The following is a 25,668-nucleotide window of genomic DNA, read 5'->3' as shown; positions in this document are numbered from 1 at the left end:
GTGATGCCGACAACGTGTGGGGCGGCGACCGGACGAGAGCGGGTACGCCCATGATCCGTACCGTAGACCTCACGAAGGTCTACAAGGGGACCGCGGTGGCCGCGGTCGACCGGCTCAACCTCGACATCAGCGGTGGCGAGATCTTTGGATTGCTCGGGCCGAACGGTGCCGGCAAGACGACGACCGCCGGGATGCTCACCACCCGCGTCGTGCCCACCTCCGGGTCCGCGTACGTCGCCGACGTCGACGTCGTCGCCCACCCCGCGTTGGCCAAGCAGCTGACCGGCATCGTGTCTCAGCAGAACACCTTGGACCGGCAACTGACCGTATGGGAGAACCTCTACCTGCACGGGCGGCTGTTCGGCATCGGACGGGCGGCCTCCCGCGAGCTGGCCGACACCTTGCTGGACAGGTTCCAGCTGACCCACTACGCCCGGGCGTCCGTCTACGCCCTCTCCGGCGGGATGGCCCAGCGGCTGATGGTGGCCCGCGCCCTCCTCCACCGGCCGGCCGTGCTGTTCCTCGACGAGCCCACCGCCGGCCTGGACCCGCAGAGCCGGCTCGCGCTGTGGGACCTGCTCGGCGAGCTCAACCGTGACGGCCAGACGATCGTCTTGACCACGCACAACATGGACGAGGCCGACCGGCTCTGCCATCGCATCGCGATCATCGACAACGGTCGTACCGTTGCCCTCGGTACCCCCGCGGAGCTGAAGCGGAGCGTCGGCGCGGACGCGGTCGTGACCGTGCGCGTGGATGGCGATCCCGCGAAGCTGACCGAGCTGCTGCGGCAGCGGTTGGACGGGGTGAAACGGGCCCGCCCCACCGACCGCGGAGCCGAGGTTCACCTCTCCGCCGCTCCTCGCGTGGCCGCACGCGTGGTGCGTGTCGTGGAGGAGGCGGGGATGGCCCTCGCCGACCTGTCCGTGTCCGAGCCCACCCTGGAGACGGTGTTCATCGAGCTGACGGGAAAGGAACTGCGGGAGAAGTGACCGCGGGCCACACGCCAGCCCTCGAGGAACCGATCAGCGCGGTGCCGCGAATGACGGTCACGACGTCGAGCCTGCGGGCGTTGCGAGCGCTGCTGTTACGCGACGTGATCGTGCTGCGAAAGCACCTCGGCGAGTTCGCCCTCCGTACGGTGATCCAGCCGTTCCTGCTCTGCTTCGTGTTCCTCTACGTCTTTCCCAAGATCGGGCAAGGTGTGGGAGGCGGCAGTCGGGCGGAATCCGCCTTCGCCACGGTGCTCGTACCCGGCGTCGTCGGACTCTCGATCATGTTTCAGGGCGTGCAGGCGGTGGCACTGACGATGTCGCAGGAGTTCGGCTACACCAGGGAGATCGAGGACCGGGTGCAGGCGCCCTGCCCCATCTGGCTGGTCGCCGTCGCCAAGGTGCTCTCGGGCGCCGCGCAGGGCCTGGTATCGGCCGCGATCGTGCTGCCGATCGCCGCGGTCGTGCACGCGTCCGGGGTACAGGCCCACCTGTCGCCGCGCTGGCCGCTGATCCTGACCCTGGTACCCCTTTCCTCCATCGCGATGGCCAGCCTCGGCCTGCTTCTGGGCACCACCTTCGAGCCACGCAACATCGGGCTGATGTTCGGATTCATCGTCCTGCCCATCACGTTCCTCGGTGGCACCTACTACGAATGGACCCGCCTCGCCCCCGTCACGATCGGCGGCTGGCACTGGCTGCAGACCATCGTGCTCGCCAACCCCCTCATCTATGTCAACGAGGGCATGCGTGCGGCGTTCACCAACGCACCGCACATGCACCTGTACGTGATCGTCCCGGTCCTGCTGGGCTTCGCCGCCCTGTTCGGCGCCCTCGGCCTGCACAGCTTCCGCCGCCGAGTCCTGTCCTGACAGCTTCGGCGCAACGGTGGCTCACCCTGACCGCTTCGCCGGCGCCGGGTTGTAGAAACACTTCTCGGCGCGCCCGACCACGGCTTCGTCGGCGAAAGTGACCAGGTGGTGGGTGACCGTGCTGATGTGCATCAACTGCTCGACGCGACCGGTCCGCAGCAGGGGCAGCGCGGTGCGCCAGAAGACCCGGCGGTAGCGGGCTCGCACGCCGACACGCCACATGGTGCGCGCGATCGCCGACAGCCCCCGGGCCAGCTCCGCCGTTCCGGGCGGCTGGCGCCGCGGCGAGAGCCGGTTGGGGTAGGTGTGACGCATCTGGTACTCGAACCTGCGGTAGACGGCCTCCGGCCGGAACGCGGCGGCCAGCGTGGACCGCCAGTTGTCGACGACGACGTCGTAGGGAAGCAGGAACCGCACGTTGGACTCCCGATCTCCCGGATCGTCCAGTATCCGCTGCTCGCGGGCGAGGCGGTCCCACAACGGCGTACGAGGCAGTGCGTGCAGGAGGTTTATGGTCAGCATCGGTATCTGCGACGCCTCGATGAACTCCAGCACCCGCTCTCCGGTGCGCTCGTCGTCGGTGTCCAGACCCATGATGATGCCGGCCACGACCTCCAGCCCGTGCGCGTTGAACCGGCGCACGCCCTCCAGCAGCGGGGTGGCCAGGTTCTGGGTCTTGCGCATCCGTCGCAACGCATCCAGATCCGGCGACTCCACGCCCACGAAGACGGTCGTGAAGGATGCCTGGCGCATCAGGGCCAGAAGGTCGGTCCGCTTGGCGAGGTTCGCGGTGGCCTCACACGCGAACGACACGGGGTAGCCACGGGACCGCTGCCACTCGACCAGGCCGGTGAGCAGTTCGACCGCGGCTCGGGGATCGGCGATGAAGTTGTCGTCGACGAAGTAGATGGTGCCGGGGCCACCACGGTCGAGCATCGCGTCGAGTTCGGCCAGGAGCGCCGCGACCGACTTGCGCCGTGGCTTCTGCCCGTACAGCGCGGGGATGTCACAGAACTCACAACGAAACGGGCACCCGCTGGAGAACTGGACGCTCCCGACGAGATACCTGGGTAGCTCGACGAGGTCGTAGCGGGGCACGGGAAACTGGTCGAGCGAGTGCCGGACGACGGTGGCGTACACCTCCTGGCGCTCCGGGCGGCGCGGGTCGGCATCCAGCCGGGCGATCAGCCGGTCCGTCGCGTCCCCCAGCTCACCGACGTGCAGCAGGTCGACGTCCGGATACAACTCGGGGCTGGCCGAGACGGAAGGGCCGCCCAGCACCGTCACCCGTCCCAGGCGGGCGGCCCGGTCGGCCAGGTGCCGGATCCGATCCCGCTGCACGTGCATCCCGCTGAGCATCACGATCTCCGCCCACTCCAGGTCGGCGTCGGTGACCAGGCGGACGTTCTCGTCGACGAACCGTACCTGCCAATCGACCGGCAGGTATCCGGCGATGGTCAGCAGACCCTGGGGCGGCATGAACGCGGCCGCCCCGACCAGAGGGAAGGCGTGGTCGAATGTGCCGAACGAGCGGGCGTAGCGCGGTGAGACCGCCAGCACCCGCCGGACGGCGACGCCCATGGCACGTGCGTGACCGCGAACGGAAGGGCCGGCCACGGGCGTCGACGCGGGTTCCATCCGCTACATGCCCGGGCGATCGTGCAGTTCCCCGACCACGTAGTCGACCATGATCGCCAGCAGGCTCGCCGAAGCGAGCAGCAGCAGGGCGACACGGGGTTGCTTGCCCATGAGGACCTCCCTTTCCCGGTTGGTGGTGCGGCCCCGAGTGGTTGCACCGCCGGCGTCGGTGCCCGAGGTGGCTGACGGCAAACGTCCGGACCGCACCCCATTCCGGCCGCCGCTCCGGCGACTGGCCGGGAGCAAAACGCGTGCCCGGCCCTGACGTGGGTAGCGGGTCGCGGGTGGTGTACCTGCTCGCCCTGGCAGCCGGCGCGCTGTTCGGCATCGGCTCGGCCGTACAACAGCGGGCCGCGTCCAAAGCGCCGGTCCGGCTCGTCCTGCACTGGCGACTGCTGTGGTACCTGGTCCGCCAGCCGCTGTGGCTGATCGGTGTCGGCACGGCGCTGGTGGGTAACGTCTTCGCTGGCATAGCGCTGGCGTCGGGCGGCGTGGCCTTGGTGCAGCCGTTGCTGGTGACCCGGTTGATGTTCGCCCTGCCGTTCGCGGCGTGGTGGGAGCGGCGCCGCCTCGACCGGCGGGAGTGGCTCGGCGCGGCGGCGGTCGTGCTCGGTCTGGCCTCTTTCCTGGCCGCGGCCCGTCCCAGCCCGAGCACGAAAATTGATCAATCGATCTGGTTGTGGCTGGCCGTCCTCGGCGGCATCGGGATCCTTACCGCCACACTCGTGGCGCTGGCGCGAAGGCTGCTGCCGCAGTGGGAGGCGCCGATGTTGGGCGGCGCGGCCGGGATCCTGTTCGGCCTCCAGTCGGCACTCACCCGGGTGGCGGTACGGCGCCTGTTCGACCTCGGCCTTCTCGGGATGCTCCTGCACTGGTCGCCCTACACGGTCGCGGCGGTCGCGCTCACCGGCACCCTGCTCACCCAAAGTGCGTTCCGGCTGGCGCCACTGGAGTCGTCCTATCCTCCGCTGGCCGCGATCGAGCCACTGGCCGGTATCGCGATCGGTATCGGCCTGCTCGGGGACAGCGTCCAAGGGACGCCTCCGGTGCTCGCCGCCGGCTTCGCCGGCGTGGCGGTCATGACGGTGGGCGTGTGGACGCTCGCTGTCTCGTCCGCCCGATCCTCGACCTCCCAAGCCCTGCGCCGGGCGTCGGAGTGACCGGCTGGCCGATGGTCGGGCTCGCACCGTTCCCAAGCCGCCGGGCCGGGTACTCGTCCGGAATGGTCGATCACCGGCAGCACGCGCACGGCGGCGTACCATCCGTCGGGGTCCTCGTGGAACTGGCCCGCGGCGCGGAAGCCGGCGGCCACGTCAAGTGTTGGGAACGTCTTGCCGAGGCGGCGGCCGCCCGCGACCCCACCGATCTCGGCTTCGACCTGACCGTCTACTTCCTCGGCCGCCGGTCCGGGGTCGAGGCGTTGTCGAGGGCGGTGCGGTACGTCACGATGCGCCCCGTGATCAGCTCGGCGCTGCTCACCCGCTGGATCGGTGGTGTGGATCCGACCGACCTCGCGCCCTACCATCCGGCTCTGGCTCGGCGGCTGCCCCATCACGACGTGTGGCACGTGACGCACGCGTTCGCGTTCGGCGGTACCGCGACGCGCCTGCCCCGCCCAGCGGGCACCGCGCTGATGTGTTCGCTGCACACGGACGTACCGACGCTGACCGCCGCCTACGTCCGCCAGGTGGTCGAGCGGACGCCCGCGCTGCGGTGGTTGGCGAGGCGGCACCCTAATGGACCGCCGATGGCGGTCGACGCGGCCCGCCGGCGACGGGACCGGGTACTGCGCGCCTGCGACCGGATCATGGTCGCCACCCCGACCGAGCTCGCGGCCGTGGAGCGGATTGTCGGGGCCGGACGGGTTTCGCTGCTGGGTCGAGGGATTGATCGCGTCCGGTTCCGGCCGGATCCGGCGGCACGCGCCGACCTGGTCGCCCGGCACGGGCTGCCGCCCGGCGAGATGCTGGTGCTGTTCGCCGGACGCGTGGACGCGTCGAAGCGGGTGATGGTCGTGGCCGAGGCGGTACTTCGGCTGCGCGAGTCCGGGCGCCCGGCACGGCTGGTGGTCGCCGGGACGGGCGCGGACTGCGGGCGGGTGCCGGCGCTGCTCGGCAACGGCGTCACCATGCTCGGGCGGCTGCCGCAACCCGAGCTCGCCCGGGTCTATCCGGCCTGTGACGTGCTGGCGTTTCCGTCGCGGAGCGAGACGATCGGAAACGTGGTGGCCGAGGCGATGGCCTGCGGACTGCCCGTCGTGCTGCCAGCCGGCGCCCGGACGACCGCCTGGCTGTCGAGGCCCGGGGTGGACGGCCTGGTGGTGGAGCGCGACGACCCCGCTGGTTGGGCGGAACAGCTCGGGGTGCTGGCGGATCATCCGGAATGGCGGGCATCGCTCGGGCGCGGCGCCTACGCCTCGGCGCGTTACCGCCACCGCACCTGGGACCAGGTACTCACTGAAGACCTACTGCCGTTCTGGCTCCCCGCGGGTGCCCGGACTGGCGGCTGAGGGCCCGGCTTCTCACGGCGGCTGGTCCTGCTCCTCCGCGCGCCGTTTCCGCTGCCGGCGGTGCAACGCCTGCAACAGCTTGGAGGTGTCCAACAGGACGATCCCGGTGGCGAGCGTGATCATCCCGAGCACGGCCGTCGCGCCGGACAGCCAACCGAACCGCACCTGCTCGTGAAACACCATGATGCCGATCGTTACCGCGACGGCCGGCTCCACAGCATCGATCACGGGGAGGCTGGCGGCCAGCGGGCCAGCCTGGAAAGCGCTCTGGATCAGCAGGAGCCCGCCGATGCTGGCCACCACGAGCAGATACGTCTGCCAGGCGGTGACCAGCGGGAGGAAGCCGGCCCGCAGGTGGGTCACGGTCGTGGCGAGCAGGGCCGACTGCGTTCCCATGACCAGCCCCGCCGCCAGTGCGATCAGCGAGGTCCGCGGGATCTCACCAAGCCGCCGGCCGACCAGCAGGGCCACGCCGGTCGCGGCCCCGACCACCGTGATCGCCGCCAGCCAGCGCTCGTGGGGGGCGACGCGGTTTCCGCCGTGCGGGTTCGTGGCGGCCAGAGCGGTCGCCAGGCCGGCGGCGACGGCGACGGCGCCGCACCACTCCCGCACGCCGAGACGAAGGCGGTACAGCCGGGCGGACAGCGGGATCGCGAACAAAAGCTCGGTGACGATCAGCGGCTGGACGACAGCGAGCGGTCCGAACGACAACGCCAGCGACTGGAAGCCGTACGCGGCCACCGCCAAGCTGATGCCCCACCTCCAGACGCGGTCCGCCATCAGATCCCGCAGCAGGCGCGGCGTGAGCGACTCGCGTTCCGGTCGCACGCTGGCCGCGCGTTGCTGGAGTACTCCGCCGACGGCGAAGCAGGCGCCAGCGGCCATGGCGGCGACGATGGCGATGAGCACCAGCGAGCGATTCCCCGGTCTCGGTGCGCGATGCCTGGCCTCACCCGTGATGGCCGGCCCCGCCTGTCCATCGCCGGCGGCCGCGCTCGGGGCGAGCACGCATGAACCAGGCGCCGGTGGGTACGAGCGGTCGCGATGGATCTCACACCGGGCAGGCTCTTTGGTCTGGGGCCGGGCCTGGTGCGGGCCGCGGCGACGACGGCCTGCCTGCTGGTGCTCGCGGCCGGTGGATACCTCCTCGTGCGCCTGCTGGCGCTGGTCGCCCCGGTCACGCTGGCGGTGCTGGTCGCCCTGCTCCTCACGGCGCTGATCAGCCCGGTGACCGAACGCCTCAAGCGGTTTGGCGTGCCCAAGGCCCTGGCCGCGCTGGCCGGGGTGCTCGGGCTTCTCGCCCTCCTCGGCGGGGCGCTCTACCTCATCGGGTGGCGGGCGTTCGCCCAGCTCGGCGACCTACGGGCGGAGGTGGTCCAGGGGACGAGCCGGCTCCGCCAGTTGCTGGCCCATCTGCCGGGCCTGAACGAACAGCAGCTCGACCGGCTCGGCAGCGAAGCCTTGCGGTCGCTGCGCTCCGCCGTGCCGACCCCGATCAGGGGCGCGGCAACGGTGGCGGAGGTGTTCGGCGCCACCCTGCTCTCCGTCATCCTGCTGTTCTTCTTCCTCCGGGACGGACCGGATCTGTGGCGGTGGCTCGTGCGCCGCCTACCACCGTCGTGGACGAGCCGGGTCGACCGCGCGGGCCGGGCCGGCTGGCACAGCCTCTCCGCCTACACACACGGCGTCGCGGCGGTCGCCGCGGTGGACGCGATCGGCATCGGTACGGCGCTGTTCGCGTTGCGGGTCCCACTGGCCCTGTCCCTGGCACTGTTGACCTTCGTGGCCGCCTTCGTCCCGATCGTCGGGGCGACCGTCGCCGGCGTCGTAGCCACCGTCGTCACCCTTGTCACCAACGGTCCGCGCGACGCGCTGCTGGTGCTGGCCGCCGTGATCGCCGTACAGCAGGCCGAAGCGCACCTGCTGCAACCGATCGTCATGCGCCACGCGGTCCGGCTGCACCCCGTGGTGACACTGGTCGCCGTCGGCGCCGGCACCCTCATCGGCGGGATCGCCGGGGCGCTGCTGGCCGTACCGGTCTGCGCGGTGGCCTACCACGCGACTCTCGGATACCGCTTCGGCGTGGACGTCGCCGACGGCGGCCGGTGGCCGGACCAGGAGCCCGAGACCCCGTCGCGGGAGGGTCCCGCGGTGGGGCGGGAGCCGGGCGGCTACGGGCGGCGCTGGTACCGCAGACGCGACCGCAGGAAGCCGCCGTGACCGGGCCGACCGAGGGCACTCGGCTCGCCGGCGCGGTCGTGCTGGTCACCGGTGCCACCTCGGGCATCGGGCGCGCGTTGGTGCCCCGGCTGGTCGCGGCCGATGCTCGCGTCGTGGCTTCCGGCCGCGACACCGACCGGTTGGCGGAACTGGCCGATACCTGCGCCGGTGTGTTCGCCGCCGACCTCGCCGCGCCGGGCGCCGGCCGGCAACTGGCCGAGCGCGTCCTCGACCGGTGGGGGCGCGTGGACGCGCTGGTCTGCGCCGCCGGCGTGGGCTGGGCGGGCGAGTTCTCCGCCATGCCCGACGCGCGCGTCGACGCACTGGTCCAGGTGAACCTGCGGGCGCCGATCGAGGCGACCCGCGTGCTGCTGCCCGGCATGCTCGCGCACGGCGGGCACCTGGTGTACGTCACCTCGATCGCCGGCCGGCTCGGCGTGGCCGAGGAGGCGGTGTACGCGGCCACGAAGGCGGGCCTCGACACCTTCGCCGAAAGCCTGCGACTGGAGTTGACGGGCGCCGGGGTCAGGGTCAGCGTGGTGGTGCCCGGTGTGGTCGACACCCCGTTCTTCGCCCGGCGCGGCCGGCCTTACCAGCGGCGGCGTCCGCGGCCCGTGCCGGCCGACCGTGTCGCCCGGGCGCTGACCTCGGCACTGGCGGGTGAACGCCCGGAGGTCTACGTGCCGGGGTGGCTGCGCCTGCCCGTCGCGGTGCGCGCTCTGGTGCCGGCCCTGTACCGCCGGCTCGCCGGCCGGTTCGGCGGACCGTAGTACAACCCGTTCAGCTGGCGCGCAGTGCGCGCAGCGACTGGCGCAGCGAGGACATCGTGGCCAGCACGGCGGTTGGCTCGTATCCGCAGTGCGCCATGCAGTTCTCGCACCGCGGGTCGCGGCCGCGGCCGTACCGCTCCCAGTCGGTCTCCTCCACCAGCTCCCGGTAGCTGCTGGCATAGCCGTCGCCCATGAGGTAGCACGGCCGCTGCCAGCCGAGCAGGGAGTAGGACGGGATGGCCCAGGCGGTACACGGAAAGTCCACCCTGCCCTCCAGGAAGTCCAGGAACAGCGGCGAGTGGTTGAGCCGCCACCGGCCTCGCCGACCGTCGGAGAACGCGGTACGGAACAGGTCCCGGGTCTGGCCGACACCGAGAAAGTGCTCCTGGTCCGGCGCCTTCCCGTAGGCGTACGCCGGAGAGATCATCATCTCGTCGACGCGAAGGTCGTCGTTGAGGTAGTCGAGTACCTCGATGACGGTTTTCGGGGTGTCCGTGTTGAAGAACGTGGTGTTCGTGGTGACCCGGAAGCCCCGCCGCTGCGCGTCCCGCACCGCCGCGACCGCCTGCTCGAACACTCCGTCCTTGCAGACCGAGGCGTCGTGCCGTTCCCGCAACCCATCGATGTGGACGGTGAAGGCGAGGTACGGCGATGGCCGGAACCTGTCGATCTTCCGCGGCAGCAACACCGCGTTGGTGCACAGGAAGACGTATATCCGACGCCGGACGAGTTCCGCGACCAGCTTGTCGATCTCCGGGTGCATGAGTGGCTCGCCACCGGCGATCGACACCATCGGCGTGCCGCACTCCTCGACCGCGGCCAGTGCCTGCTCGACGGGCATCCGCTGCTTGAGCAGCTCCGCCGGCTGCTGGATCTTCCCGCAGCCCGCGCATTTGAGGTTGCAGGCGAACAGCGGCTCGAGTTCGAGCAACAGCGGGTACTTGCGCCGGCGGCGCAGCTTCTGGCTGAGCAGATAGCGGCCGATGCGCAGGCTCTGCCGGACCGGCATACTCATGACGACCGCGCCTCCTTGGGGAGCGTGAAGTGGACGTCTTCCACGGTGGTGCGGTGCTCGACCACCTCTCGGGCGCCGAGGGCCCGCAGCGCGGCCACCACCTCGTCGACCAACCGCGGGGGCGCCGACGCGCCAGCGGTGACGCCGACGGCCTCCGCGCCGGCCAACCAGGCCGGGTCGACGCTGGAGACGTCGTCGACGAGGTAGGCTCGCGCGCCGGCCGCCCGGGCCACCTCCACCAGCCGGTGCGAGTTCGACGAGTTGGCGGAGCCGAGCACCAGGACCACCGGTACCGCGACGGCGACGGCGGCGACCGCCTGCTGGCGGTTGGTGGTGGCGTAGCAGATGTCGTCCGACGCGGGTCCGGCCAGGGCGGGGAACCGCCGGCGCAACACCTCCACGACACCGGCCACCTCGTCGGCGGCCAGAGTGGTCTGCACCAGGTACGACACGCGGGCCGGGTCGGTCACCGGCACCGTCTCCGCGGCCGCCCGATCGGGCACCAGCACCATGCGCTCCGGCGCCTCCCCCAGCGTCCCCTCGGTCTCCTCGTGCCCGTGGTGCCCGATGAGCAGGACGGTGTCACCGCGGGCGACGAACCGCCTGGCCTCGGCGTGCACCTTCGTCACCAACGGGCAGGTGGCGTCGACGACCCGCAGCCCTCTGCCGGCGGCCTGGTCCCGGATCGCGGGGGCGACACCGTGTGCCGAGAACACCGTGACGGCGCCGGTGGGTACCTCCTCGATCTGGTCGACGAAGACCGCGCCCCGCTCACGCAGGTCCGCTACGACGTGCGCGTTGTGCACGATCTGCTTGCGTACGTACACCGGCGGCCCATGCCGGTCCAGCGCCCGCTCCACCGTGGCGATGGCCCGTTCCACGCCGGCGCAGAAGGAGCGGGGCGCGGCCAGCGTCACCTGCCGTACGGTGGTCGCGGCGGCCCATTCGGCCAGTCCGGCGCCGACCGCTGCCAGGACGCGCAGCGCGGACCGTAGCTGTGTGACGGTTCTCGGCCGCAGCAGCCTGCCGTCGGCGGGATCGGCGATCACGCGGACGCAGGCCCGGGGAGCTTCGGCCGCACCGGCCAGCAGCCAGGCGGACTCGAGGTCCACCGCCAGGGCACCGGCGGCGGCCAGGCGGTGGCGCCCGAGCCCGTCGGCGAGCCGGTTGGTGCTGACAACCGGGCCGACGTGGACGGTCAGGCCCTGCCGCCGCAGGGCGTTGGCGATCAACGGTGCGGCCGGCAGGTGCCGTACCGGTGGGCCGGCACCCCCGATCCGCGGATCGGTCATGACCCGGTCGGCGACCACCACGTCACCGGGGCGCAGATGGGCGGCGAGACCACCGGCCACGCCGGCGACGGCCAGCGGCCGGTCAGGGGCGAGCGCGCCGTCGCGGGCGGCCCGGCGTGCCCGCTCCGGCCCCACGCCGGTGCGGTGGACCGTGCCGGCCGTGAGCGGACGGGGCAGGCCGCGGGCGAGGGCGGCCGCCTCCATCCGCATCGGGGCGCACACCGTCCACGGCGCCGCGTCCAGCAGGCTGACCGCCCGGTCCGTGTCGGCTGAGTTCATGATGTCCCCCCGCCAGGTTCGCCGGCGTCGCCGGCCAGGATCCGGCCGAGCGCGCTGACCGGAAACACCAGCCGGTACAGGCCGTAGTTGATGGAGAAGTCGCCGGGAAACCCAGTGCCGGTGTGCTGCGGCTCGTCCCAGCCGCCGTCCGGGAGCTGGGTATCCGCCAGCCATCTCGCCGCCCGGAGCGCCGCCGGCCCTTGATGGCGCCCGCAGGCGTGCAGGGCCAGCAGCGCCCACGCGGTTTGGGAGGCGGTGGAGGCGCCGCGACCGATCCAGGCCGGATCCCGGTACGAGCGCGGGTCCTCGCCCCAGCCGCCGTCGGCGTTCTGGTGCGCCAGCAACCAGTGAACCCCGCGTACCAGGGCCGGATGCTGGGGATCCATGCCGGCCGCGACCAGAGCCGGCAGCACCGCGGCGGTGCCGTACACGTGGTTGGTCCCCCACCTGCCGAACCATGACCCGTCCGGTTCCTGGGCACGCAGGAGCCAGGCCACGCCGCGCTGGACGGCCCGCGAGCCGGCCAGCCCTTCCGCGCACAGGGCCTCGACGACGTGGGCCGTGACGTCGGCGCTCGGCGGGTCGGTGACCTCACCGAAGTCGCAGAACGGCAGATCGGCGACGACCGCCCGGGTGTTGTCGATGTCGAAGGCGGCCCAGCCGCCATCCCGGCTCTGCATCGCCGACAGCCAGTCGACCGCCCGGCGCGTCGCGGGGCCGGCCGGCACCGCCGCGCGGCGCAGGGCGAGCATCACCTCCGCGGTGTCGTCGGTGTCCGGGTACTGGTCGTTGTCGAACTCGAACGCCCACCCGCCGGCCGGCGCGTCACGGCGTCGCACCGCCCAGTCGCCGCAGACCCGGATCTCCTGCCCCAACAGCCAGCCGCCGGCCCGCACCAGTGCCGGATGGTCGGCGGGCAGCCCCGCGTCGGCCAGCGCCGTGACCGCGAGCGCCGTGTCCCAGACCGGGGACTGACATGCCTCGATCCGGCGTACCGGCCCGCTGGGCGTGCTCTCCCGGACCGTGAACCGGTCCAGTCCTCCCAGACCGGCGCGCAGCACCGGATGGTCCAGGGGGTATCCGAGCAGATGCAACGCCATCAGCGAGTACACCCATGGTGGCTGGATGCCGCCCCAGGAGCCGTCGGCCTCCTGCCGCGCGATGATCCACTCAGCCGCCCGGCGCAGCGCGTGGCTTCGCACCGACCTGAGCCGAACCCGTTCGTAGCCGGCGGCCAGCCGGTCCAGGCGGTGCAGGAGCCCGGCGCGGCTGGCCAGGCGGGGCCGCGCGGGCGGGGGCGTCCCGGTGCGCAGCTCGTCGATCGTGAAACCGAGGTCACGCACCGGCCGCAGGGCGTACACCACCGACAGTGGCACGATCGTCTGCCGGGCCCAGCAGGCGAAGTCGTACACGTTGAACGGCATCCAGGGGGGCAGAAGCACCAGTTCCGGTGGGATCGCGGGCAGCCGTTCCCACGGCCATTGCCCGAACAGCGCGAGCCAGATGCGGGTGAAGACCCGGCTGGCCTCCACTCCCCCGGCCGCGGTGACGAAGCGGGCGGCGGCCCGCATGTGCGGCGCGGCCGGCTCGTCCCCGGCCAGCCGCAGCGCCACGTACGCCTCGATGGTGGTCGAGACGTCCCCGGCTCCGCCGTGAAAGGTCGGCCAGGCGCCGTCGTCGCGCTGCTGCGAGCGGATCCATCGAGCCGTCTCCTCGGTCTGTTCCCGGGTACGGATGCCGAGGAAGTGGCGCAGCATGACGTCCTCGGCGTCCATCGTGACGTTGGTTGCCAGTTCCCCCTTCCACCAGCCGTCGGCGTGCTGAAGCGAGAGAAGGTGCTCGCGCCCGCGGCGCAGCGCCACGCGGGCCGCGTCCGCCGCCGCCCCCAGCGTCGTCCTGGTCGCCCGCACGCTGGTCTCCTCCGCGTGGGGCGCGCTCTTCGGCGGCTGGGACAGCATCCCGGTCATCAGCGGTCCCGCCGTACCGCGAACACGGCCAGGTCGCTCAGTTCCTGCCGCGCGTCGGCGGGCATCGGCACCTCTTCGAGCTGGGCGAGCGCCTGGTCGATCTCCTGCTCCGCGCGTTGGACGGCCCACTCCCGGGCCCCCGCCGCCTCGACCAGCTGGGCGGCCCGGTCGACCTCCTCCTCGTTCAGCGTGCGCGGGAGGCGGTACAGGTCGGCGAGCGCGCGGCCGGCCGGCCCGCCGGCCGTGATGGCCCAGACCACAGGCGTGCTGCGCTTGCGTATTCGCAGGTCGGCGCCGGTCGCCTTGCCGGTACGCCGGGAGTCGCCCCAGATGCCGAGCAGGTCGTCGACCAGTTGGAAGGCGAGCCCGAGCTGGCCGCCGAAGCGGGAGAGGGCGGCGAGCAGAGCCGGCGGGCCGTCGCAGAGCATGGCGCCGAGTGTCGCCGCGCAGGCGAACAGCGCGCCGGTCTTGTCCGAGGCCATCGCCAGGCACTCGTCCAGGGTGACGTCGTCGCGCCGTTCGAACTCCAGGTCGGCCGCCTGGCCCGCGACCAGCCGGCCGACGTCGACGCTGAGTCGGTGCGCGGCCGCCGCACCGTCGGCGGGGGCCTCGGCAAGAAGCTCCACAGCCAGGCCGAGCAGCGCGTCCCCGGCCAGTATCGCGGGGCCCACCCCGAACGCCGTCCAAGCCGTGGGCCGATGCCGGCGTTCGGTGTCGCCGTCCATGACGTCGTCGTGAAGGAGGGAGAAAGTATGCGCCAGCTCGACCGCCGCGGCGGCCGGCACCCCGCGTTCGGGGTCGCCGCCAGCGGCGCGCGCCGAGAGAAGGGCCAACGCCGGCCGCAACCACTTGCCGCAGGCGTCGGCCGGGGACCCGTCGGTGTCCCACAGGCCCAACTGGTATCCGGCTACGAGCCGGCTGTTCGGATGGAGCCGGTCCAGCGCCCGGCGTATGGCCGGTTCCACAAGGTATCGGACCGAGTCGGTGCGTTCGGTGGGTGCGAGGGTCATCGCTGTGCCGCCTCCTCGTGTCTGGGCCGGAACACGAGCTGGCGGGCGATGACTCCGGCGGCCTCCCGGCCACTGCGCACCGCGCCTTCCATCGTGTCCGGCCAGCCGGTGTCGGTCCATGCGCCAGCCAGTGCGAGGCCGGGCAGGTTGGTGGCCGCCGGTGGCCGGTACGCGCGGCTGCCGGGTCCTTGCCGGAACGTCGCATGCGGCTCACGGGTCACGAAGGCGTCTCGCACCGGGGTGTGCCGAGCCGCCGCGAACAGGTCGGCCAGCGCGGCCCGCTGCGCGGCGATCAGGTCGGCGGCCGGCCGGCGCAGGATGTCCTCGGCCGCCGACAGCGAGACGACAAGGTACTGCCCGTCGTCACCCGGCACCGAACGGTCGAAGATCCACTGCGCGGGCGACTCGACGGCCGCGGCGAACGGCAGCCCGGTCACCGCGGCGGCGTACCGCAGATGCACATTGACGATCGGTGCGCTGCCCAGCTGGCGCCATCGGGACGCGGCTGGCGCGGCCGCCGGCGGCACCAGCCCGGCCGCCGCCCGGTGCGGGACAGCGAGGATCACCGCGTCGGCCGCCAGCTCGTCGCCGTCGACCCTCAGCCGGAACCCGACCCCGTCCCTCCGGACCGACGAAACGCGGGAACGGCACTGAACCCTGACGCCGCAACGGGCCAGCACGCGCCGAGCCGGCACGGCGTGCAACTCGGTGAGCGGCACGACCGGCCGGCCGATGTCACCCGCGTCGGCCTGCTCCAGCAGCCCGGTCCGGAAGACGCGGGCGGCCAGTGCGAGCGAGGCGCGCTCCGCCGGGGTGTTCAACGCGGCGACCGTGAACAGATCCCACAGCCGGCGAACGGCCCGCTCACGCTGACCGTGCAGAGTGAGCCAGTCGCCGAAGCTGCTGCCGTCGCTCGCCGGATCGTCCGGGTCGACCCGCAGGAGGTCCGCCGCGGCCCGGATGGCGGCCAGTCGCTGCCCCCGGGACATCAGCCGGTAGCGGGCCAGCGTGGTCAGCAGGTGCGCCGGCGCCGGCAGCCGGCCGCGAGTGAGCAGGTGCGGTGCCCGGCCAGCCGACAGCACCGGCACGCTGAACCTCTCCTGGAGCACCGTGCCGCCCGTGGTGCCCAACCGATCCAGCAATCTGCGGTACTCGTGGTAGCACCGCAGAAACACGTGCTGGCCGGTATCGACCCACCGCCCCCGCCGCCGGAAGGAGTAGGTGGCTCCGCCCAGCTCCGGTCGCGCCTCCAGCAGGGTCACGGGTATGCGTAGGTCGGCCAGCGACAGAGCGGCGGATATCCCAGCGAGGCCGCCGCCCACCACGCAGACCCGTGGGTCGCTCACGGCATTCCTCGTTTCGCCACGGGCTTTCGAAGGGCTTCTCCCCGCTCGTCGCGCCGGGCCGTTCCCTCGCCGGCGCGGTCCCACCCGGACAGGGCCCGGACCGCCACCCATGCCTTCTGCGGCGCGGGAAGCGACATCCGGCCGCGCGTGACCGCCAGGGGGTCAGCCGCGATGCGGGCCAGGAGCCGGTGATAGATGCCGGCCATGGCGGCCGTGCAGGCGGCGCTGCGCCGGTCGAGCAGGGGCAGCAGGCGCAGGCCCTCGGCGTACCAGCGTTCGGCCCAGGCCGCTTCGAACCGGACCAGCGCGGCCAGCCGCTCGGGCGGGTCGGTGAGGCGGTGACCGGCCAGGTGAAAACCGCAGCCGAACCGTTCGAGGTCCTCCGCCGGGAGGTAGACACGGCCCGTGACCCGGTCCTCCACGAGGTCCCGCAGGATGTTGGTGAGCTGTAGGCCGACGCCGAGCGCGTCGGCCAGGCCGCTGGCCCCCGGGTCGCTGACGCCGAACACGCCCAGCGAGAGCCGGCCGATCGACCCGGCTACGCAACGGCAGTACCAGACCAACGCTTCGGGCGAGCGGTACCGCAGGCCAGCCACATCGGCCAGGCAGCCGTCGATCAGCTCGTCGAAGGCGGCCATCGGGATCGGCAACCTGGTGGCCGCGTCACCGAGCGCGGCCAGGACCGGGTCACCGCCGTCGTCGGCGGGCAACCGGTGCAGGGCGGTGCGGATGTGCTCCAGCTCGGCCTGCCGCCGCTCGGTCGGCAGGGAGCCGTCGCCCACGTCGTCGATGCGGCGGGCCATCGCGTACACCGCGGCGAGCGCACGCCGCTTCTCCGGTGGCAGCAGGCGGATCCCGTACGAGAAGTTGCGGGCCTCGCGACGGGTGATCTCCTCGCATGCCCGGTAGGCGGCGTCCAGCGCTTCCGCCGTGCTCATCGGCGCCGCCCCGCGAGCGCCGCCGGCCACCTCGTCGCGACCAGCCACCGGCCGGCCTTGACCGGTCCGGTCAGCGGGTCGTAGCCGGCCCGGGCGAAAGCGACCAGGGCGGCTCGGCCACCGGCGAGGTAACCACCGACGGCGAGGCGGGCCCAACCGGACAGCGTGGACACCAGCGGTGCCCCGGCCTCCAACTCGTCGCGCGCCCGGCCGGCGGTGAAACGGACCAGAGCGCGGACGGCGGGAGTGGCGGCCGGCCGGCCCAGATCCTCGGCCGTGACAGCGAAGCGTGCCATGTCCTCCCGGGAGAGGTAGACGCGGCCGCGCCGGTGGTCCTCCACCACGTCCTGCAGGTGCTCGATCACCTGCAACGCGGTGCAGATCCGGTCCGACAGGGCCACCCGCTCCGGGGTCGCCAGGCCGAACACGTTCAGGACCAACTCGCCCACCGGGTTGGCGGACATGACGCAGTACCGCGTGAGGTCGTCGTAGGTCGCGTAGTGAGTGGTCGTCTGGTCGATCCGGTTCGCCTCGATCAGCCGCCGCAGCGCGTCCTGTGGCAGCCCACAGGCGGTGACGGTGGGAGCGAGGGCACGGACGACGGGATGGTGTACCGGCCGTCCGGCGTACAGCTCGACCAGGGCCGCCTCGACCTCGTCGAGGGCGGCCAGCCGCTGCCGTACTGCGGTGGGCCCGGCAGCGGCGACCGGCTCGTCGCCGAGGTCGTCGACGTATCGCGCGTACGCGTACAGCGCGAGCAGATGGCGCCGGACCGAGCCGGGAAGCAGCCGCAGCGCGACCGGGAAGTTCTCCCGCTCCCGGACCTCCTCGGGGTCCCGCCACGGCAGCACCGGCCGGGCGGCCGCGAAAGCCGGTGGGGACGTGTCAGGCATGGTTCACCGCCTGGGGCACCTGGGGCGTGTGGGGCAGGTGGCTCAGTCGCCGGCTCTGCCTCGCGCCGGCCAGGGCCGCCTGCACCGCCTCGGCGACGCCCGCGGCGTCCAGGCCGTACTCGGCGAGCAGTTCCTGCCGACCCCCGTGCGGCAGGAACGCGGTCGGCAGGCCCAGCACCCGTACCGGCGTCGGCACGGCCAGGTCCGTCAGCAGCCGGGCGACGGCGCTGCCCACGCCGCCATCCCGGACGCCGTCCTCGATAGTGACCACGAGTGAGTGCCCGGCCGCGAGTTGCCCGAGCACGGGGTTCACCGGCCGTACCCACCGGGGGTCCAGGACGGTGCATTCGATCCCCGCCGCCGACAGCAGAGTGGCGGCTTCGAGTGCGGCCGTCGCGAGCACTCCGACGGACACGATGAGGACCTTGGCGCCCGCTGGTGCCCGCAGGATGTCCACGCCGGAGAGGCGGTGCAGGGCGGGCACCGGGGATCCGACCCGGGCCTTCGGAAATCGCAACGCGTTCGGACCCCGCCGATCCGCGATCGCGTCCCGCAGTTCCTCGCGAAGGGTCGCCTGATCCCGTGGCGCGGCGATGCGCAGCCCCGGCACGGTGCCCAGGACGGCCAGATCCCACACGCCGTGGTGACTCGGCCCGTCCGGACCGGTGATGCCGGCCCGGTCCAGGACGAAGGTGACCGGCGATTCGTGCAGTGCGACGTCCATCAGCACCTGGTCGAAGGCGCGGTTGAGGAACGTCGCGTAGATCGCCACCACCGGATGCTTCCCGGCGGCCGCCAAGCCGGCGGCCGAGGTCGTCGCCTGTTGCTCGGCGATACCGACGTCGACCACCCGGTGCGGGAAGCGGCGGGCGAACGCGCCGAGTCCAGTGGGTCCGACCATCGCCGCGGACACCGCGACGAGGTCGGGGTCCAGCTCGCCGGCGGCCAGCATCTCGTCGGCGAAGACGTCGGTCCATGTGGGATCCGGTGGCTGTGCGGGTCGCCCGGTCTCCGGGTCGACCACGCCGACGGTGTGGAGGTGGTCTGCCTCGTCGGTCTCGGCCGGTCCGAACCCCTGGCCTTTGCCGGTCACGCAGTGCACGACGACGGTCCGGCGCAGGGCACGGGCGTGGTGCAGTGCCCGCTCGACCGCCTCCAGGTCGTGACCGTCCACCGGCCCGAGATACGCCAGGCCCAGGTTGGTGAAGACATTGGGGCGACCGCCGTCGGTCGTGCGCAGCGCCGCCAGGTGCGCGGCGAGGCCACCGACCGTCGGGGCGTAGGACCGGCCGTTGTCGTTGAGCACCACGACCAGGTCCGCGGGGGATCTGGCCAGGTTGTTGAGTGCCTCCCAGGCCATGCCGCCGGTCAGCGCACCGTCCCCGACGACGGCGACCACCGCGCGGTCGTCGCCGTCGAGCGCGAACCCGCGTGCGAGGCCCTCGGACCAGGCCAGCGCACTGGAGGCGTGCGAGTTCTCCACCAGATCGTGGTCGGACTCGGCCCGGCTCGGATACCCGGACATTCCGCCGTACTGACGCAGGGACCCGAACCAGTCGCGGCGGCCGGTGAGGATCTTGTGGACGTACGACTGATGACCGGTGTCGAAGATGATGCGGTCGTGTGGCGAGCGGAAGACGCGATGCACTGCCATGGTCAGCTCGACCACGCCGAGGTTGGGACCGAGGTGGCCGCCTCCTCGGCAGACCGCCCGCACCAGGAAGCCGCGAATCTCGGCGGCCAAGCGCCGAAGGTCGTCCCGGGAGAGTCGGAGCAGATCGCCGGGCTGGGAGATGCCTTCCAGCAGGGGCGTCGCGTCCGCGCCTTCCCGCTGCCGGGCAGTGCCCGGCGGCCTCTTCTTCATCGCATCCGCCTTCCTGGCCGACGACGCCTGGCTGTCGTTCGGCGCGGACTACCCCGTGGGCCTCCCGACAAACGAAACTGGGGCCTTCTAGTCGGTAGCCGCAATACAGTCCAAATCAGGTCGGATCGGTTTAGTCAACGCAGATCCCGGGAAGCTCGCCTCTCCGAGCCGTCATAACCGTTGCTCGACACGACACCGGTGGGCGCTCGTCCTGGCGACGGGCGCCCGTCACGCCGCGCTTGACCAGACGGGGGATCTCCATGACCGTGCGACAAGTGGCGTCTGACCGGACACCCCACGCGGCACCTGTTCAGGACGCGCCATCCGACGCCGAGATCGCGTGGATGTTCACCACGCTTCGGGACGCCACGCGCCCGGCGGCCCAGCGGCGGGAGGCACGGGAACGGCTCGTACGGACGCACCACTGGTTGGCCATCGCGCTGGCCCGCCGCTTCGTCGGACGGGGCGAGCCGCTGGACGACCTCGTACAGGTCGCCTGCTACGGCCTCATCAAGGCGATCGACGGCTTCGACCCGGTCAGGGCGGTCCCGTTCGCCGGCTACGCCAGCCCGACCATCCTCGGGGAGCTCAAACGCCATTTCCGGGACCATGGCTGGGACATCCGCGTATCCCGCCGCCTCCAGGAGGGTCACCTCGCGTTCAGGAAGGCCCAAACGGAGCTGGCGCAACAGGTCGGACGGTCTCCGACCACCGCGGAGGTAGCTCGCCACCTGCACCTGGACGAGGCCGAGGTGGGCAGCATCATGGCCGCCTCCCAGGGCTACAGCGTCGACTCCCTCAACCGGCCGCTCACCACGGACAAGGACCGCGAGCGCCAGGACCTGGTCGGCCACAACGACCCGGAAATCGAGGCGGTGTGCGACCGCCTCGCACTCGCGGACGCGCTCAGACAGCTGTGCCAGCGGGACCGGGAGATCGTCACCCGGTACTTCTACGGCAACCAGCGCCAGGCGGTGATCGCCGAGCAGCTCGGCGTTTCCCAGATGCAGGTCTCCCGGCTGCTCGCACAGGCGCTCAACACACTCCGGTCGATCATGGTTGGACCTCCCGACCAGATGCCTGAGCGAGGGCGACCCGACCCGGGGATTCGGATGGTCACCAGCGACGTCCGGGGCGACACGACCGTGATCACCGTCGGAGGCACGCTCCACGGCGCCAATGCCGATGCCCTGCGCGACCACCTCGTCGATACCGCGGTACACCGCCACCCTCGAATGATCGTTGTCAATCTCCGGCAGGCCGAGGACCCCGACCCAGCACTGGCCCGGGCCCTCCTGGACGGATTGCGGGCGTGCGGACACGTGCGTGCCCGCCTCGCCATCGTCAACCTGCCGGACAGCGCGTACCAGGTGCTGACCCGCCTCGGCGTCACGGAACTGCTCATCCGCCAAGGGGCCGCCGTGACCAGGCTGGGCTCGGCGGTGGCCGCACCGTGCGCCGCCTCCACCACGCCGGTCGGTGACGGCGGCCCGGCGGCGGGCGGCATGACCGACGTGGCGTCGCCGACGCCGTCACGCCCGCAAGCGGCCCCGCCGGCGACCGCGTCCCGCACCGCTTGCGCTTCGGCTTCCCGCACCGCTCCGGCTCCCCGCACCGCTCCGGCCTCCAGCGCCGCTCCGGCCTCCAGCGCCGCTCCGGCCTCCAGCGCCGCTCCGGCTTCCCGCACCGCTCCGGTCGAGGGCCGAACGGCAGGCGGTCATGGCCCGACGCCGCCGGCCGCGGAGTCCGCGGCGCGGCCGGCACCGGCCACCGTGTCCGGCCGGGTTCCACCGACGCGGTCGACCAGGCGCTGCGGCTCTCCGGTCGCGGCCCGCGATCGCCGAAGCCCCGCAGCGTCGACCGCCACACGCGGCACCGCTTCGGGCGCCGCTCCCACGCCTACCACCGCCAGACCGCCCGCCACTGCCAGACCGCTCGCCACTGCCAGACCGCTCGCCACTGCCAGACCGCTCGCCACTGCCAGACCGCTCGCCACTGCCAGACCGCTCGCCTCGCCGAGCAGGAGCAGTCCGACCGTCGGCAGGCGCGCCACATCGAGGAGGTTGACGCGCAGGGCGCCGGCCTCCTCCCGGACCAAAGCCGCGACGTCTCCGGCCAACCGGTCCCCGGCCGACGCCCTCCGCCGCGTTGCCGTCCGCTTCGCTCTCCGGATCCGACAAACCGTCGCGTCCTGCCGCCCGCCTACCCGGTGGCGCCAGAGCCAACCGGCCGGACGCACCAGGCCCGCCGCGACGGCGCGAGACCGGCCGGCCGCCCCGCCTTGGCGACCGCCGGCTGGATTGGCAGGAGCCCGGTCGGGGCCGGCCGCCTACCGGACCGCCCGGGGCGTGACAGTATCCATAGTCGACGGTGAGTGACGTGCCGACGGCGGTCCAGCCTCAGTCGTCGAACTCGAAGCCGGCTTCCTCCGCCGCGGTGACCAGCTCGCGTGTGCGCTCCGGGTCGGAGGCCAGCGCGCCCATCCTGGCGCCAAGCTCCTCCAGCGCGGCCCGGTCGGTGCCGTAGGCGCAGAACATGCCGCCCTCAGGGTCGTACCCGAACCGGCCGGCCAGGGCGGGAGCCTCGTCCTGGACGACCAGCCGGGCGATCCCCTCCCAGAAGTACCCGTTGGGCTCGTGACCGAGTTCCTCGATGACCTCGTCGGCTTCAGTCGATCCCGCGTTGAGCAGCAGCGAGTACTTGCCCGGCGCCGTCTCTACCAGCTTCAGCGGATGCACGGGCGAAGCATCGCACTCGTGCCGGGAAGGTCAAGCCAGCCGTTCAGCATGGCGCACGGGACAGTGGCAGACCGCCTGTCTTACCGTGCCGGTGCCCGGGCGGTAGCGTCCGCAGTCGATGAGAAGCCTCCCGCTAACCGCCTCCATCGCCTTGGTCTTCGTGCCGCTCGCGTTCAGCGAGGAGCTGATGGAGCCGTTCTTCTATCTCGCCCGGCACGAGTGGCTGGTGCCCGCGTCCGTACTGCTTCCGGTTGACGCCGGGTTGCTCCTGGCCGCGTTCGTGCTGGCCTGGTTCGGGCACGGCAGGGGTGGGCGGTTCCGGCCGATCTGGTTCGCCGCCGGGGCGCTCGCCCACCTCGGGGTCGACGTGGTCAACGCGGCTGTGCCGCCTTCGGTAGGTGCCGCGTTCGCGCTGGCCGTCCCGTACGCCGCGACGCTGGCGGTGATCGGAGCCGCGATGGTCGGCGCACACTGGCTCCCGCCGCGCCTGCCCAGGGTCAAGGACTCCGGCGCCTTCCGGTACATACTCCCCCTTGTCGCCGGGACACTCTTCGCCTATCTCGGCGAGGCGCTGTACTGGTACAGCCTCGGCGCGGAACCGACCACGGGCGCCCGCGTGATCAACGACGAGTACTTCGCCCAGATGAGCGCTGTCATCCCGCTACTGCTGATCGCGATCGGCTTCGAGGCGCGGCAGTTCCAGCGCTACCGGCATCATCCGGCAGGCCGATCCACGGCCCTGGTCATCATCGTCCTGCTGTGCGTCACGGAGATCCTGGTGCTGACCGTGCTCACTCCAGGCGGCAGTGTGGAGGAGCCCGTAGCCTCCTACCGGCCAGCCGGCGGGTTACCGGCGTGGCTTGAATATCCCGCCTTCCTGCTCAGCCTCGAGGCGATGTGCATGGGCCTGGCATTGGTCGCGTGGGCCCTGATTCCCACCGCCGATCCGGCATCGGCTTCCCACTCGCCGCCGGATGCCGACTCCGGCCAGGCAGCCGATCAACCGCGAGCCGCCACACCGGTAGAGGCCGACGAGCGGCCGCGCGCGACTGACCCGCCCGTGCCGGGCATGTTGCCGACCGAGACCTCCTCGAAGGGGTATCCGCTGGCGACATCGGCCGTACTCGTGTCGGCCGGCTGGGCCGCCGCGGCCGCCGCGGTCTGGTGGCAGCGCCGATCCTCACGGCGCGGACCGCGCGCCACGCGTTGACGGATCGACGGCCAGTTGGGCAGATCGAGGTGCCCTGATCGGTTCGGAGCCGCCGCGACGGCCGTTTCTCGCCACGGTGGCCGTGGGCATCGCGGAGGTACTCGACCACCTCGACGCCCACGGCCAGCGCGCCAGCTGACCCGAGGCCGCGCCGCCGGCCCGCGCCGGCCAACCCGGCACCGCCTTGCCGGCGCGGCCCAGACCGCAGCTGTCAGAGCATCAGAGGATGCGTTGGACGTTGCCGGTGGTCCATCCCGTACCGATGCGTACACCGTTGCCGGGCGCGAGAAGCTGATCCTGGGTCAGGGTGCCCGTGGACCGCCACGCCCGCAGCTCACCATCGGCGAACTGGCCGGCGATGTCGGCCCGGCCGTCGCCGGTGAGGTCGCCGACCAGGATGCGCCGCACGTTGCCGACCGTCCAACCAGTACCGATCCGCACCCCACTGCCCGGGGCCAGGAGCTGGTCTTCGCTCAGAGTGCCCGTGGACCGCCACGCCCGCAGCTCACCACTGGCGAACTGGCCGGCGATGTCGTCCTTGCCGTCACCGGTGAAGTCGCCGACCAGGATCCGCTGCACGTTGCCGACCGTCCAACCAGTACCGATCCGCACCCCACTGCCCGGGGCCAGGAGCTGGTCTTCGCTCAGAGTGCCCGTGGACCGCCACGCCCGCAGCTCACCACTGGCGAACTGGCCGGCGATGTCATCCCGACCGTCCCCATTGAAGTCACCAACCACGATGCGCTGCGCGTTGCTGGTGGTCCACCCCGTGCCGATCCGCACGCCGTTGCCCGGCGCGAGAAGCTGATCCTCGGCCAAGGTGCCGGTCGAACGCCACGCCCGCAACTCACCATTGGTGAACTGACCGACGATGTCATCCTTGCCGTCACCGGTGAAGTCACCGACCAGGATCCGCCGCACATTGCCGACCGTCCAACCAGTACCGATCCGCACCCCACTGCCCGGCGCCAGAAGCTGATCCTCGGCCAGCGTGCCCGTCGAACGCCACGCCCGCAGCTCACCACTGGCGAACTGGCCGACGACATCGGCCCGACCGTCACCAGTGAAGTCACCGACCAGGACCCGCTGCACATTGCCGGCACTCCAGCCCGTGCCGATACGGACCCCGCTTCCGGGCGCCAGCAACTGGTCCTGGGTCAGATCCCCCGTCGACCGCCACGCCCGCAGCTCACCACTGCCGTACTGAGCCACGACATCGCTGCGCGCGTCACCGGTGAGGTCGCCCAAGCGGACCACCGACGCCTGCGGGTCCTCCGGCCGTGCCGGCTCCCACAGGGCGTCGACGATGAGGCCGGCGTCGTGCACCTCGTGGCCGTACGCGTCCGGTACGGCCGAGACCTGCACGGTCTGGCAGATCCTGCCGATGTCGCCGCTCATCCACCGGTCGTCGGGAAACTTGCGCAGCATCGCGTTCAGAAACGCGTTGGTCGCGTAGACGGGGTCGGTGAGTTCGTCGGGTGATCCCCAGCCTTGGGACGGCCGCTGCTGAAACAGGCCGAGGCTGTCGTGGTCGACGGCTTCGGTGTAGTTGTGCAGTGTGCTTTCGGTGATGGCCGTGGTCACGGCGATCACCGCGGCTCGCTTGGCCAGCCCTCGGTCGCGCACGGTCGCGGTGATGACGCGGGCGCACGAGATGTTGTACGCGTCGACAGCGCGGCCGAGCCGGTTACCGTTCATGTGCGGCCGGACCTCGTCCGCTATGGCGTCGTCGGCACTGGTCGGCCCGCCCGACACGCATCGCGCGTAGGCGATGGCCGCGGCCATCTCGGCGGGCACGGGAGGACCGGTGAGCGCGTCGGCCGGATCGATCGGTTTGGCGGCGCGTGCCGGTGCGGCCACAGCGAGGCTGGCGGCCGCCGCCAGCGCCACGGCGACCAGGCCGCGCAGCGGTTCGATTCTCATGTGGATACTCCCGGGTCAGAGGATGCGCTGGACGTTGCTGGTGGTCCAACCGGTGCCGATGCGCACGCCGTTGCCGGGGGCCAAGAGCTGGTCTTCGGCGAGGGTGCCGGTGGAACGCCAGGCCCGCAGCTCACCATCGGCGAACTGGCCGGCGATGTCGGCTTGGCCGTCTCCGGTGAGGTCACCGACGAG

20 protein-coding genes and 2 pseudogenes are annotated in these 25,668 nt (G+C 72.2%); 8 read left to right on the top strand and 14 right to left on the bottom strand.

Annotated features, from left to right (window positions below; genetic code table 11):
• Nucleotides 1-50: 50 nt before the first annotated feature.
• Nucleotides 51-992, top strand: a complete 942-nt coding sequence (locus ACFFIA_RS18760; RefSeq protein WP_377252732.1) for an ABC transporter ATP-binding protein — start codon at nucleotides 51-53, stop codon at nucleotides 990-992.
• A gap of 50 nt (nucleotides 993-1,042) precedes the next feature.
• Nucleotides 1,043-1,864: an ABC transporter permease gene (locus ACFFIA_RS18755; RefSeq protein WP_377252730.1), complete on the top strand. Its 822-nt coding sequence runs from the start codon at nucleotides 1,043-1,045 to the stop codon at nucleotides 1,862-1,864.
• A 21-nt stretch (nucleotides 1,865-1,885) separates the two neighbouring features.
• Here the strand turns inward: ACFFIA_RS18755 and ACFFIA_RS18750 are convergent, their stop codons facing one another.
• The gene (locus ACFFIA_RS18750; protein WP_377252728.1) at nucleotides 1,886-3,445 is read right to left on the bottom strand and encodes a B12-binding domain-containing radical SAM protein; all 1,560 of its coding nucleotides are present in this window, start codon (nucleotides 3,443-3,445) and stop codon (nucleotides 1,886-1,888) included.
• A 308-nt stretch (nucleotides 3,446-3,753) separates the two neighbouring features.
• Here ACFFIA_RS18750 and ACFFIA_RS18745 point away from each other — a divergent pair, with 308 nt between their 5' ends.
• Both ACFFIA_RS18745 and ACFFIA_RS18740 read left to right on the top strand, forming a co-directional pair.
• Nucleotides 3,754-4,662 carry a DMT family transporter gene (locus ACFFIA_RS18745; protein ID WP_377252726.1) on the top strand — a complete coding sequence of 303 codons (909 nt, stop codon included), beginning with the start codon at nucleotides 3,754-3,756 and terminating at the stop codon, nucleotides 4,660-4,662.
• A gap of 62 nt (nucleotides 4,663-4,724) precedes the next feature.
• Nucleotides 4,725-6,011: a glycosyltransferase gene (locus ACFFIA_RS18740; RefSeq protein WP_377252724.1), complete on the top strand. Its 1,287-nt coding sequence runs from the start codon at nucleotides 4,725-4,727 to the stop codon at nucleotides 6,009-6,011.
• 12 nt (nucleotides 6,012-6,023) lie between these two features.
• Here ACFFIA_RS18740 and ACFFIA_RS18735 read toward each other — a convergent pair whose 3' ends face one another.
• Nucleotides 6,024-6,920, bottom strand: a complete 897-nt coding sequence (locus tag ACFFIA_RS18735) for a DMT family transporter (RefSeq protein WP_377252722.1) — start codon at nucleotides 6,918-6,920, stop codon at nucleotides 6,024-6,026.
• Nucleotides 6,921-7,055: 135 nt separating this feature from the next.
• Between ACFFIA_RS18735 and ACFFIA_RS18730 the strand changes: the two genes are divergently transcribed.
• Both ACFFIA_RS18730 and ACFFIA_RS18725 read left to right on the top strand, forming a co-directional pair.
• Nucleotides 7,056-8,231, top strand: coding sequence for an AI-2E family transporter (locus ACFFIA_RS18730; RefSeq protein WP_377252720.1), 1,176 nt, complete (start codon nucleotides 7,056-7,058; stop codon nucleotides 8,229-8,231).
• The gene (locus ACFFIA_RS18725; RefSeq protein WP_377252718.1) at nucleotides 8,228-9,001 is read left to right on the top strand and encodes an SDR family NAD(P)-dependent oxidoreductase; all 774 of its coding nucleotides are present in this window, start codon (nucleotides 8,228-8,230) and stop codon (nucleotides 8,999-9,001) included. Before ACFFIA_RS18730 ends, ACFFIA_RS18725 begins: the two co-directional genes overlap by 4 nt.
• A 10-nt stretch (nucleotides 9,002-9,011) precedes the next feature.
• Here the strand turns inward: ACFFIA_RS18725 and hpnH are convergent, their stop codons facing one another.
• The 9 genes and pseudogenes from hpnH to ACFFIA_RS18685 all read right to left on the bottom strand — a co-directional run bounded on the left by hpnH (nucleotide 9,012) and on the right by ACFFIA_RS18685 (nucleotide 19,605).
• Nucleotides 9,012-10,016 carry an adenosyl-hopene transferase HpnH gene (gene hpnH, locus ACFFIA_RS18720; RefSeq protein ID WP_377252716.1) on the bottom strand — a complete coding sequence of 335 codons (1,005 nt, stop codon included), beginning with the start codon at nucleotides 10,014-10,016 and terminating at the stop codon, nucleotides 9,012-9,014.
• On the bottom strand, nucleotides 10,013-10,969 hold the full coding sequence (gene ispH, locus ACFFIA_RS42540) for a 4-hydroxy-3-methylbut-2-enyl diphosphate reductase (protein WP_446686975.1): 957 nt from the start codon (nucleotides 10,967-10,969) through the stop codon (nucleotides 10,013-10,015). Before ispH ends, hpnH begins: the two co-directional genes overlap by 4 nt.
• Before the next feature lie 108 nt (nucleotides 10,970-11,077).
• Nucleotides 11,078-11,512, bottom strand: a pseudogene (locus tag ACFFIA_RS42535) (phosphorylase family protein); the annotation flags it as partial.
• A 71-nt stretch (nucleotides 11,513-11,583) separates the two neighbouring features.
• Nucleotides 11,584-13,554, bottom strand: a complete 1,971-nt coding sequence (gene shc / locus ACFFIA_RS18710) for a squalene--hopene cyclase (RefSeq protein WP_377252712.1) — start codon at nucleotides 13,552-13,554, stop codon at nucleotides 11,584-11,586.
• Complete coding sequence (locus ACFFIA_RS18705) at nucleotides 13,554-14,564, bottom strand: polyprenyl synthetase family protein (RefSeq protein WP_377252709.1); 1,011 nt, start codon at nucleotides 14,562-14,564, stop codon at nucleotides 13,554-13,556. The genes shc and ACFFIA_RS18705 overlap by 1 nt, the downstream gene beginning before the upstream one ends.
• Nucleotides 14,561-15,910, bottom strand: a complete 1,350-nt coding sequence (gene hpnE / locus ACFFIA_RS18700) for a hydroxysqualene dehydroxylase HpnE (RefSeq protein WP_377252707.1) — start codon at nucleotides 15,908-15,910, stop codon at nucleotides 14,561-14,563. Before hpnE ends, ACFFIA_RS18705 begins: the two co-directional genes overlap by 4 nt.
• Nucleotides 15,907-16,848, bottom strand: a complete 942-nt coding sequence (hpnD, locus tag ACFFIA_RS18695) for a presqualene diphosphate synthase HpnD (RefSeq protein ID WP_377252705.1) — start codon at nucleotides 16,846-16,848, stop codon at nucleotides 15,907-15,909. Before hpnD ends, hpnE begins: the two co-directional genes overlap by 4 nt.
• The gene (gene hpnC / locus ACFFIA_RS18690; protein ID WP_377252703.1) at nucleotides 16,845-17,741 is read right to left on the bottom strand and encodes a squalene synthase HpnC; all 897 of its coding nucleotides are present in this window, start codon (nucleotides 17,739-17,741) and stop codon (nucleotides 16,845-16,847) included. The genes hpnD and hpnC overlap by 4 nt, the downstream gene beginning before the upstream one ends.
• A complete protein-coding gene (locus tag ACFFIA_RS18685; protein ID WP_377252701.1) occupies nucleotides 17,734-19,605 on the bottom strand; it encodes a 1-deoxy-D-xylulose-5-phosphate synthase in 1,872 nt (623 codons plus the stop codon). The genes hpnC and ACFFIA_RS18685 overlap by 8 nt, the downstream gene beginning before the upstream one ends.
• Nucleotides 19,606-19,865: 260 nt before the next feature.
• Between ACFFIA_RS18685 and ACFFIA_RS18680 the strand changes: the two are divergent.
• A pseudogene (locus ACFFIA_RS18680) lies at nucleotides 19,866-20,948 on the top strand (SigB/SigF/SigG family RNA polymerase sigma factor); the annotation flags it as partial.
• Nucleotides 20,949-21,322: 374 nt separating this feature from the next.
• Here ACFFIA_RS18680 and ACFFIA_RS18675 read toward each other — a convergent pair.
• Nucleotides 21,323-21,724 (bottom strand): hypothetical protein, encoded by a 402-nt coding sequence (locus ACFFIA_RS18675; protein ID WP_377253125.1) that lies wholly within the window; start codon nucleotides 21,722-21,724, stop codon nucleotides 21,323-21,325.
• Nucleotides 21,725-22,004: 280 nt separating this feature from the next.
• Nucleotides 22,005-22,343, bottom strand: coding sequence for an Imm51 family immunity protein (locus ACFFIA_RS18670; RefSeq protein ID WP_377252699.1), 339 nt, complete (start codon nucleotides 22,341-22,343; stop codon nucleotides 22,005-22,007).
• Nucleotides 22,344-22,461: 118 nt separating this feature from the next.
• On the opposite strand from ACFFIA_RS18670, the gene ACFFIA_RS18665 reads away from it, so the two are divergent.
• Nucleotides 22,462-23,553 (top strand): hypothetical protein, encoded by a 1,092-nt coding sequence (locus ACFFIA_RS18665; RefSeq protein ID WP_377252697.1) that lies wholly within the window; start codon nucleotides 22,462-22,464, stop codon nucleotides 23,551-23,553.
• A gap of 219 nt (nucleotides 23,554-23,772) precedes the next feature.
• Here ACFFIA_RS18665 and ACFFIA_RS18660 read toward each other — a convergent pair whose 3' ends face one another.
• Nucleotides 23,773-25,476 carry an FG-GAP repeat domain-containing protein gene (locus tag ACFFIA_RS18660; RefSeq protein WP_377252695.1) on the bottom strand — a complete coding sequence of 568 codons (1,704 nt, stop codon included), beginning with the start codon at nucleotides 25,474-25,476 and terminating at the stop codon, nucleotides 23,773-23,775.
• Nucleotides 25,477-25,668 lie beyond the last annotated feature (192 nt).

It is taken from the genome of Phytohabitans kaempferiae, from assembly GCF_042433955.1.
GTDB classification, from domain to species: domain Bacteria; phylum Actinomycetota; class Actinomycetes; order Mycobacteriales; family Micromonosporaceae; genus Phytohabitans; species Phytohabitans kaempferiae.
The sequence above is the reverse complement of the archived record's forward strand: the minus strand, read 5'-3'. Positions and strand labels throughout refer to the sequence as shown.